Annotated in this window: 8 protein-coding genes; 1 reads left to right on the top strand and 7 read right to left on the bottom strand. The window is 30.3% G+C overall.

Annotation, left to right across the window (positions count from 1 at the left end):
* Positions 1-524 precede the first annotated feature (524 nt).
* Positions 525-1,010 (top strand): hypothetical protein, encoded by a 486-nt coding sequence (locus Q0G30_RS12950; protein ID WP_294390790.1) that lies wholly within the window; start codon positions 525-527, stop codon positions 1,008-1,010.
* Between the two features lie 71 nt (positions 1,011-1,081).
* On the opposite strand, the gene Q0G30_RS12945 is transcribed toward Q0G30_RS12950, so the two are convergent.
* From Q0G30_RS12945 to tkt, 7 genes are all read right to left on the bottom strand, one after another.
* Positions 1,082-3,868 (bottom strand): glycoside hydrolase family 43 C-terminal domain-containing protein, encoded by a 2,787-nt coding sequence (locus tag Q0G30_RS12945; RefSeq protein WP_294390788.1) that lies wholly within the window; start codon positions 3,866-3,868, stop codon positions 1,082-1,084.
* 204 nt (positions 3,869-4,072) lie between these two features.
* On the bottom strand, positions 4,073-4,336 hold the full coding sequence (locus tag Q0G30_RS12940; RefSeq protein WP_294134002.1) for a DUF6171 family protein: 264 nt from the start codon (positions 4,334-4,336) through the stop codon (positions 4,073-4,075).
* 3 nt (positions 4,337-4,339) lie between these two features.
* Positions 4,340-5,815, bottom strand: a complete 1,476-nt coding sequence (locus Q0G30_RS12935) for an alpha-N-arabinofuranosidase (RefSeq protein ID WP_294390785.1) — start codon at positions 5,813-5,815, stop codon at positions 4,340-4,342.
* A gap of 29 nt (positions 5,816-5,844) precedes the next feature.
* Entirely contained in the window at positions 5,845-7,338 is a 1,494-nt protein-coding gene (gene araA / locus Q0G30_RS12930) for an L-arabinose isomerase (RefSeq protein ID WP_294133997.1), read from the bottom strand.
* 108 nt (positions 7,339-7,446) lie between these two features.
* The gene (fsa, locus tag Q0G30_RS12925; RefSeq protein ID WP_294133995.1) at positions 7,447-8,091 is read right to left on the bottom strand and encodes a fructose-6-phosphate aldolase; all 645 of its coding nucleotides are present in this window, start codon (positions 8,089-8,091) and stop codon (positions 7,447-7,449) included.
* A 70-nt stretch (positions 8,092-8,161) separates the two neighbouring features.
* On the bottom strand, positions 8,162-9,775 hold the full coding sequence (locus tag Q0G30_RS12920; protein WP_294133992.1) for an FGGY-family carbohydrate kinase: 1,614 nt from the start codon (positions 9,773-9,775) through the stop codon (positions 8,162-8,164).
* An 88-nt stretch (positions 9,776-9,863) separates the two neighbouring features.
* Positions 9,864-11,507, bottom strand: a 1,644-nt coding sequence (tkt, locus tag Q0G30_RS12915; RefSeq protein ID WP_294390783.1) for a transketolase, incomplete at its 5' end; no start/stop codon positions are given.

The following is an 11,507-nucleotide window of genomic DNA, read 5'->3' as shown; positions in this document are numbered from 1 at the left end:
AAACAATCCTCAATATTAATTAGGAATTCATTTAATAATTTATATACTATTTCTGTAGAAAATGGAATTTCTATCAATTATGTTAATTCTAATTTTGAAATAAAAAAAATAAAAAAATTTTATCAGATATTTCATCTCTATCAACTATTTATTTTGATATAGATTCTAATGATAATATATATGGATTATTCACTGAAAAAAATAAGTTTCTCAATTATTTACATATAAATAATTCAATTATATCGAAAACAGTAATTTTAAAATACGATTCAAATAAATACAAAATTAAATTTCCTTTTATTAAACGTCTTGATAATAAAGTTCATATAATTTATTATGAGATAAATAAAGAAAAGTCTCATTTTTCAGCATTAGTGCATTATTATAAAAAAAATAATATTTGGGTAAAAAGCAACATAGATTTTTTAAATTATACACTTTTAAATAATTTTGAAGTAATAATAAATGAAAATGATTTAAAGATTTATTACTTTAAATTAATAGATGGATATGAAGAACTTTTTGTGGCTAACTATAGTTTTGATAAAGAAAAGTGGGATACTCCTATTCAATTAACTTTTTCAAAAAAATCAAAGGTTTATTTATCATTATTAAAGGATTCGAAAAATATATATCATATTGTATACTCTGAAAAAAATCAAAATCAATTTTACTGTAAATATATGAATTTGTTTTTCAAAAATAAAACTCCTTATATTCAAAACAATATATTTTTAAGCACTAAAATACCAAGCTTATTTCCAAATATAATTAAATATAAGGATATTATTTACTGTCAGTGGATGGAATATAATCATTTATATACTACTTATTCTTTAAATAACGGAGAAAATTGGAGTAATATAAAACTATTTAATGAAATATATAATTATTCTTTCACTCAATTTATATTTAAAAGTAATAATAAAGATGAATATCTAAACGCATCAAAATTCTATAGTTACACTAATTCTCTAAAACTCTTAGGTACTAAAATAAATATTTATTAATAAGATTTATTTTTTAATTAATAAGGCTATATCAAAATTACTTTTGATACAGCCCTATTAATTACTCTATATTATAATTTTTTCTTTTTTAAGCTTATTCCCCCAATAGTAACACTTGCTCCAGCTAAAGCTAAGGTAAATAATATATTAACGTCTCCTGTTTGCGGTAATTTTGATGTATTTAAATTATTATTTACAGTTGGCTTCTTTCCAGAATCAACATTTCCTGTATCACTACTTCCCGGATTTTCTGGATTTACTATATCTCCTGGTTCTTCTGGATTTTCTTGCTCTTCATTTTCCTTTGTTTCATCATTATAAAGAGCCTCTACTTGCTTATCTGATAATGCAACATTATAAACTGAAACATTATCAAATTTAGCATTTGCTATATCCATATCATTCCATATATTTCCACTGCCTACTCTTACATCTTTCATTAAAGCTAAGAAATTATCATTAAAGCAAGCCGCTATATCTTTATCTTGTCTAGCAACTTCGTTACCATCTACATAAACTACTATTCCAGTAGAGCTTACAGTATAAGTTACATATTCCCACTTATTCCCTTCTAATTGTTTAGATACTTCTGTTGCATCTGACCATGCTCCATTTGCATTTATTCTTCCAAAAAGGTTAGCACTTATTCTTGTCATTGGATAATTAGGAGTACCATCTTCATTAGTCATACTCGCTTCAAATAATGCACTATGCTCAAAATAGTTCGGATTATTCTTATCTATATTTACCCACATACTCACCGTATATCCCTCTTCTGTAATTCCTTCAAATGTATCTTTAGGCAATTCTAAATAATTAACCTTTACTGCACCTTTTTCATTTATAATCTCTAGTACATTTCCCCTCTCTTCATCCTCAACAACACATGCTGTCCCAACTAATGTTGCATTTCCAACCTTACTACCTGTATTGATAATCCCTTGTTCTTCTATACCTTCAAAATCATACTTATAAATTGGTTCTATTCCAACCTCTTTTAGAATTCCCTTAACAAGTACATTAAACTCTTTAGTAATAACTGCTTCCCCCTTAGATATAGTTGCTATTAGGGTAACAGTTTTGTCTTCACCTGTACGTTTTACTTTTCCTTCATTAGATATACTATCTTCATTACTTGATTTCCATGTAATTGTTGTATCATATGCACCTAATGTAGGAAGTTCTATATCAGATTTAGTTACACTCGGAATTTTATTTTTTAAATAACTTCCAGCATAATCAACAGATTGAGAATCATCTAATTCAAGCTTACTTCCCCAAACTGATTCATTATTATTTCCAATAGCAGTAAATGTCATAACCTTATTTTCTTCTAATGATTCATCTTGTTGTTTAAAGAATACACCACTATAAGTTATATCATTTGTAGTTATAGTCATATAATAAGTATCTTTTTCCATAGCCCAAGTACCAGTTATATCACCACTAACTGTAAAGTCATCATTTAATCTAATATTTAATGTACTTGCTATAGAACTTGTAGTGTCAGTTCCATGGTTAATAAATTGATAATTACCTACTATTTCTTCCTTTGAATATCCTGTTTGTGAAATTTCATCTCCATTATTTTCATAAGGAGCAACTACTAACCACCCTTCTTTATTTAAAAACATTTGATGAACCCTCACTTCATGGTACTCACTTCCATCATCAAATCTTTGATGATGAACCAAATATCTATCTCCATCCTCTTCTAAAAGAACTGAATTATGGCCAGCTGCTTTTAGAGCTTTATCTTGACAATTAAATTTATAATTAGATATTAACTTAATCCCATAATTAGTATTACTAACATTACCAGGTAAAGCTGCATTTCTTCCTGCTGCATCTAAATATGGACCATCCGGGTTTTCTGATCTAAATAATCTCATATTATATCCACCATCTGAAGCTAACCCACCATAAGTTACAGTCATATAGTAATATCCTGTTTCTTTATCATATACTACATCCGCACCTTCGCCTGATTGTGTATAACCTCCAGATACTCTCTTACCAAAATATCTATCAGTAAGATTAAGGCTATCTTGATCTGAATCTGTTCCTGGATATATAGGTTGTCCATTTGTATCATTTATTTTTAATATATATACTCCACCTGACCAAGATCCGTAAGTCATCCATAGCTGACCATCTTCATCATAAAATAATTCTGGATCTATTGCATTTGGAGCATAACTTGTGTTATATGAACCATCAGCATTAAACCAGGAGTCATTTAATCCTTCTAACACACCTTTTTCAATAAGCTCATCTATATGAGTATTTACATACTTAGTATTTTTAATACTATTTGAATCTGTTGCATCATTTTTAGTAAATCCAGAGTATATAATAGTATCTACATAAGTATATGGCCCCTCAATATTTTGAGATACTGCATAACCTATAGCAGAACGTTTATAAGTAGAAGATGTACAATAATACATCATATATGCTCCTTTAGTTCCATCATCGTTTACATAGTTATCATTCCAAAATACAGTTGGTGCCCAAACAGAAAAACCACCTTTACTATCTGAATCGTCTTCACCAGCCCATGCAAATGAACCAGCTAAGTTCTCTGATAAATCACCAAATATAACATTACCTGGTGTTGTATACCCATTAGTAAACTGAGTCCAATTTTGTAAATCTACAGACTTCGCTGCATCTATATGAGATCCAAATACATAATATTCATCCCCGTTTTTAATTATTGAAGGATCATGTACAGAAACACGGCTTTTAACAGCTATTTTTTCTTTAGCTGTTGTAATTCTAATTAATCCAAAAGATGATATTAAAACTCCCGTCATTAAAAATGCTAATATCTTTCTTAATTTCTTTGATTTCATAAATTTCTTTCCCCTTTATACCCTATCTTTATTAATTTCTAATCTAATGTTAATATTTACTCATTTCTTCAATCTTTATAATAGTTTTAAATAACTATCTAAATACAAATAAGATTAGGCATATATCTAAATTAATTTTATTTCCGATATATGCCTTAACTTTAGTATAAATATTATTTAATTCTATATATTTGAAAATTTCTATTAAATCTTATCCCACTTTTTATCTATATTAGGACAATAATTTTTTTTCACAGCTGCTCTCATTTCAACAAAGCAACCACATAATTTGCACATTCCGTTTATAAGATTATCACACTCCATGCAAGTATTTAATCTCATATTATAATCTTCTTCTGGAGTTTTAATATCATAGTCTATACTTTTAATATAGTCCTTCATATGCTTGTATTCTGCAGCGCCCATTACTTTATCTAATAAACATTTTTTACAAAATCTATTTCCCATAAATTACTCAATAACAAAGCTAATTACACTACAAGGTGGAATATTAAAGTCTAACCCTTGTGATGTTACAACAAAATCATTAAATTCTTCTGGCTTAACCACATCTGGATTATCAAATGTATTATGTGCATCCATTTTATTAGTTAAAATAGTAGCGCTAACAGCCTTCACTGGCCTATCAACTATTATTCCTTCGATATCATAAGATTCATCAATAGATAAGTTATTTATAGTTATATTAATTCGCCCTTCACTATCTACAGAAACTGATTCATTTAAATTTGGAACTTGATACTCTTCACCAATACCAATCATTTTAGTTTCTACAAAGCTTTCAACTAACGTTGCTTCTTGGTGATTTTTATACATATTAAATACATGATAAGTTGGGGTTAAAATCATTTTTTCTCCCTCTGTTAAAATAACAGATTGTAAAACATTAACTACTTGAGCTATATTAGTCATTTTTACTCTATCACTATGCTTATTAAATATATTCAAGTTAATACCGGCTATAAGTGCATCCCTCATTGTATTTTGTTGATATAAAAATCCTGGATTAGTTCCTGGCTCAACAGCATACCATGATCCCCATTCATCAACAATTAAATCAACTTTCTTTTCTGGATCATACTTATTCATTATTTCTAAATGCTTACTTACTAACTCTTCCATTTTTAAAGTTCTTTTCATTGTTTCATACCATACAACTTCATCAAATCCTGTTGCTGGTCCTTTATTTTCCCATCCACCTGGGTGAGTATAGTAATGTAATGATAAACCATCCATATAGTTACCAGCAATTTTCATAACTTGCTCAGTCCAATTATAATCATCTATATTTGGCCCACCAGCAATTTTATAAAGCTTATTTTCGCCATAATTTCTACAGTATGTTTGATACCTTCTATACATATTTGCATAAAACTCTGGTGTCATATTTCCACCACAGCCCCAATTTTCATTACCTACACCAAAGTACTTAACCTTCCATGGAGCTTCATGCCCATTTTGTTTTCTTAAATCTGCCATTGGTGAAATACCATCAAAAGTTAAGTATTCTACCCATTCAGACATTTCTTGAACTGTTCCACTACCAAGATTTCCATTAATATACGGTTCACATTCTAATTGTCTACATAATTCCATAAACTCATGTGTACCAAAACTATTATCTTCTACAAGGCCACCCCAATGTGTATTTATCATTTTTTTACGATTTTCCTTTGGTCCTATTCCATCCATCCAATGATATTCATCTGCAAAGCACCCACCTGGCCAACGTAATACTGGAATCTTAATTTCCTTAAGTGCTTGTACAACGTCAATTCTCATTCCATTTACATTAGGTATTTCTGAATCTTCTCCAACATATATTCCTTCATATATACATCTTCCTAGATGTTCTGAAAAGTGTCCGTATATTTCCTTACTTATTTTTGATTTTTTATTATGTGTATTAATTATTAATCTACTCATACTTCTAAACCCCTTATTTAAAATAAAAATTATTTATTTAATCTCCAATATAAATCATTCCATTTTAACTCTTTCTCGAACTCCTTGATATCAGTATTCTTATCTATTACAACTGATTCAATTCCATACATATTAGCTAAATCTGTTAATTGTTCTGAATCTAATTCATAAGAGAATGAAGTATGATGAGCTCCCCCAGCAAGTATCCAAGCTTTAGCTCCTACTTTTAATGATGGTTCTGGTCTCCATAGAACTCTTGCTACTGGAAGTTGTGGAAGATCTTTTTCAACTTCTTTAGCTTCTACTTCATTTATTATCAACCTCATTCTTCCACCTAAATCAATTAATGATGCACAAACTGCTGAGCCTGCTTGTCCGTTAAATATTAATCTTGCCGGTGCTGCTTTATCACCAATTCCTAAATGTTTAACTTCGATTAAAGGCTTATTGGCAGCAACTGTTGGACAAACTTCAAGCATGTGAGCTCCTAAAATCATTTCATTTCCTGGCTCGAAATTATAAGTATAATCTTCCATAAAAGAAGTTCTAGTATTATTAGTCATAATTTTCATTAATCTAACTAAACCAGCTGTTTTCCAGTCTCCTTCTCCTCCAAATCCATATCCATCTTCCATAAGTCTTTGTACTGCAAGTCCTGGCAATTGTTCCATCCCATGTAGTACTTGGAAATTAGTTGTGAATGCAGTATATCCACCCTTTTCTAAAAATCTTCTTAAAGCAATTTCTACTTTTGCTTGATATTTAATAGAATTTCTTACAGAACCCTCAGTTTTTCCAGCTTCACAAATTTCATATTTTTCTTCATATACTTTCATTAAATCTTCAACTTCATTATCAGTAACCTCGTTAATTACTTCTACTAAGTCTCCAATTCCGAAAGCATCACAAGTCCAACCTAATTTTAATGCTGCTTCAACTTTATCTCCTTCTGTTACAGCAACATCTCTCATATTATCATCAAATCTAGCAATTTTAATATTTCTTCCTTCAACATATCCAGCCGCAACACTCATCCATTTATTTATTTCTTTATGAGCTTCTGGATCTTGCCAATATCCAACAACAACTTTTCTATTATTACCCATTCTTGCATTTATAAATCCAAATTCTCTATCTCCATGAGCTGATTGATTTAAATTCATGAAATCCATATCCATTGTGTCCCATGGAATATCTCTATTAAATTGTGTATGAAAATGTAATTGAGGTTTATTCAATATTGATAATCCTCTTATCCACATTTTAGCTGGAGAAAACGTATGCATCCATGTTATAATACCAGCACAACTTTCATCATTATTAGCTGCTAAGCATACATCATATATTTCCTTAGCATTTCTTACTGTTGGCTTATAAATTATTTCATATTTAATTCCCTCAACATCATTTAATCCATTTACCATTTCTTTAGAATCTAAAGCAACTTGCTTTAAAGTTTCTTCCCCATATAAATCTTGACTTCCTGTTACGAACCAAAAAGTATATTTCTTTGTATTACTCATTTTAATCTCTCCCCTTAATATCAATATGAATTTCTAATTATTTCTTTTCAACTTTCTATTCCTAGAGGATCAGTTTACTGAGCCTCTAGGATACATTTATTAATCTAATTATTTTTGAACCTTACTATAATCGCTTATAAATCTTTCAATTCCAGCTGTAGTTAATGGATGCTTAGCCATATCTTCAATTTGTGCATATGGTATTGTTGCAATATCTACTCCTGATAATATACATTGAAGAATGTGTTCTTTTGTTCTTATACTTGCAGCTATTATTTCTGTTTTAAATCCATAGTTTTGTTTAGCTATAATTAAATCATTTATTAAATCCATTCCATCTAATCCAATATCATCTAATCTTCCAACAAAAGGACTAATATAAGTTGCTCCAGCCTTAGCTGCTAAAACTCCTTGATGAACACTAAATATTAAAGTAACATTAGTCTTTATTCCTTCCTGAGATAGAACTCTAACAGCACTTAATCCATCTAAAGTCATTGGTATTTTAACAACTATATTTGGACTTATCTTTGCTAATTCTCTTGCTTCCTTAATCATTCCTTCAGTATCTAAACTCATAACTTCTGCACTTATTGGTCCATCCACTATTTCACAAATTTCTGGAATTACCTCTGACATTGTTTTATTTTCTTTTGAAACTAATGATGGATTTGTTGTAACTCCATCAATTAACCCCATATCATTTGCCTTTTTAATTTGTTCAACATTAGCTGTATCTATAAATATTTTCATAACTTTCTTTCCTCCCATAAACTTACTATTATATTTAACAAAATTTTAAACTATATTTTATATTTAAAATCTAGGCTTTATTCTTTAAATAATTTACTGCTTCTTTTTCAATAGTTAGTCCCCTTTTATAATTTTCTAAGAATTTTTCATACCCAATAATCATATTTTCATTTGGTTCCACTGTTATAGCTTCCGCATCTCCAAATATAGCATTATTTAAGAAATCTTCTAAAGAATAATTTTCTTGTTTTCTATCAAGATATAATGCTAGTAATGCAATTCCCCATGCTCCACCGTCTCCTGCCGTTTCCATAACAACTACAGGTGCTCCAATAGCTGCTGCTAGAATATTTTGTGCAACTCCTTTAGTTTTAAATATACCTCCATGTCCAAGTATTCTATCTATTTTAACATTTTCTTCCTTCTTTAAAATATCCATGCCAAGCTTCATAGCACCAAAACATGTATATAATTGAACTCTCATGAAGTTAGCTAAACTAAACTTTGCATTTGCTGGATGTAAAAACATAGGACATCCTTCTGTTAATCCCACGCCATGTTCTCCTGAGTAAAAACAGTAGGACATTAAGTTACCACAATCATCATTACCTTCTAAGGACTTTTCAAATAACGTCTTGTATAATTCACTTGGTGTAACTTTTACTCCAAATGCTTCTAAACATTGATTAAATATTTCCATCCAAGCATTAATATCTGATGTACAATTATTTGAATGTGCCATTGCTACTAGGTCTCCTGTTGGAGTTGTAACCATATCTAATTCTTTATGCAATTTAGATAATTCCTTTTCAAGAACTACCATAGCAAATGCTGAAGTTCCAGCTGATACATTTCCTGTCTTTTTAGCTATACTATTAGTAGCTACCATTCCTGTTCCTGCATCACCTTCTGCTGGACAAAGCCTTGCTCCTGGTTGTAAGTTTCCTGTTGGATCTAGAAGTAAAGCCCCTTCTTTTGTTAACACTCCAGCCTCTTCTCCGGCAACTAAAACCTTTGGAAGAATTTCTTCTAGGCTCCATGAATATTCCTTAGAAGCAATTAATGAATCAAATTTTTCTATCATATCCTTATTATAATTCTTGTTGTTTATATCAATTGGAAACATTCCAGATGCTTCTCCGATACCCATTACCTTTTCTCCTGTAAGTTTCCAATGAACATATCCTGCTAAAGTCGTAAGAAAAGCTACATCCTTAACGTGATCTTCTTTATTTAAAATAGCTTGATATAAATGTGCAATACTCCATCTTTGAGGAATATTATATTGGAATAGTTGTGTTAATTCATCAGCTGCTTGTCCTGTAAAATTATTTCTCCATGTACGAAACTCAGCTAATTGATTTCCATTCTTATCAAAAGGAAGATATCCATGCATCATAGCACTTACACCCATAGCTGATAATTTATTTATTTTTACATCATATCTTTCTTTAAGTCTTTCTGATAAATTTTTATAACACTTTTGAATGCCTTCCCATACTTCTTTCAAGGAATATGTCCAAACTCCATCAATTAAGCTATTTTCCCAATCAAACCCTCCAGTCTCAATAACTGATCCCCTTTGATCAACAAGGACCGCTTTTATTCTAGTGGAACCAAGCTCAATTCCTAGAACAGCTTTTCCTGACTCTATTATCTTTTTTACTTCACTTAAACCATTCATGTCCCATTCTCCTCCCCTATACTCATTTTCCATGTGAGGCTTAACCCTTATATTAGCCTCTATCAAAGAATCCCCTTTTATTAAACCTTTATATTAATTTCTTTACCTTTTTTACTACAGTTTCTTTGTTGAATCCAAAGAAGTTCATTACTTCATTACCATTGCCTGATGCACCAAATGTATCTATGCATAATACCTCGTCAACATACTTATGCCATCCATATGATGATGCCATTTCTACAGCTAACTTTTTGATTCCTGGTTTTAGCACACTATTCTTATAAGATTCCTCTTGCATATCAAATAATCTAAAGCATGGCATTGATACAACATCAACATATATTCCTTGTTTTTCTAATTCTTTTTGAGCATCTATTGCTAAATCAACTTCTGATCCTGTTGCTACTATTTGAGCTATTGGAGTCTCTTTTGCTTTTGAAATTACATATGCACCTTTTCTAACATTATCTACACAATTAAACTCAGCATTTACATTTATATTTTGTCTTGATAGTACTAATACTGACGGTGTTTCTTTGTTTTCTAAAGCAATTTGCCATGCTGCATTTGTTTCATGAGCATCTGCTGGTCTTATTACATTTACATTAGGTATAGCCCTAAGTCCTGCCAATTGTTCAATTGGTTCATGTGTTGGCCCATCTTCTCCTACAGCTATTGAATCATGAGTTAATACATATACTAATGGTAATTTTTCAATTGCAGACATTCTTATTGCAGGTTTTAGATAATCACTAAATACAAAGAATGTTGAAACAAATGATCTTAATCCACCATGTAACATTATTCCATTACCAGCTGAAGACATTCCAAATTCTCTAACTCCAAACCAGATATTTTTTCCTTCTGGAGTATCTTTTCTAAAATCTCCTTGATCATTTAAGTAAGTCATATTTGAATGCGCAAGGTCCGCTGAACCACCAAATAAATTATCATAATTTTTTGCAATTGCATTCATTGTAAATCCTGAAGCATTACGAGTTGAAACTGATTGACCTATTTCATATTTTGGCAATACTTCTTCAAATTTAATATTTAATTCTCCATTAATTGAAGATATTAAACTATTATATTCTTTTGGATAAGACTCTTTATATTTATTAACTAACTCATTCCATTCTGCTTCCTTTTGTTTGCCTCTCGCTATAAGATTGTTAGCAAAATCCTCTTTTACCTCATTAGGAACAAAAAATGGCTCATAACCCCAATTTAAATTTGTTTTAGTTTCTTCATACTCATTTAATCCTAAAGGTGCTCCATGAACTCCATTTGTTCCACCTTTATTAGGTGAACCATATCCAATTGTTGTTTTAACTTCTATTAATGTTGGCTTATCTGTTACCTTTTTAGCTTGTTCAATTGCAGCTGAAATTGCTTCAATATTTGTATCTCCATCTTCAACTCTAATAGTGTGCCAATTCATTGCCTTAACTCTATCCATAACATTTTCTGAGAATGAAGTTGAAAGTTTTCCATCTAAGCAAATATCATTTGAATCATATAGAACAACTAGTTTACCTAATCCTAAATGCCCTGCTAAAGATATAGCTTCATTAGCAACCCCCTCCATTAAATCTCCATCTCCAACTATTGCATAAGTATAATGATCTACTATATCTAATCCATCCTTATTATATTTAGCTGCTAAATGTTTTTCAGCCATTGCCATACCTACAGCTTGAGCAATACCTTGTCCTAAAGGACCACTTGTAGC

Origin of the sequence: uncultured Clostridium sp., assembly GCF_934754925.1 — a bacterium.
In the GTDB taxonomy this organism is placed as follows: Bacteria; Bacillota; Clostridia; order Clostridiales; family Clostridiaceae; genus Clostridium.
This window is presented reverse-complemented; position numbering and strand designations above follow the sequence as displayed.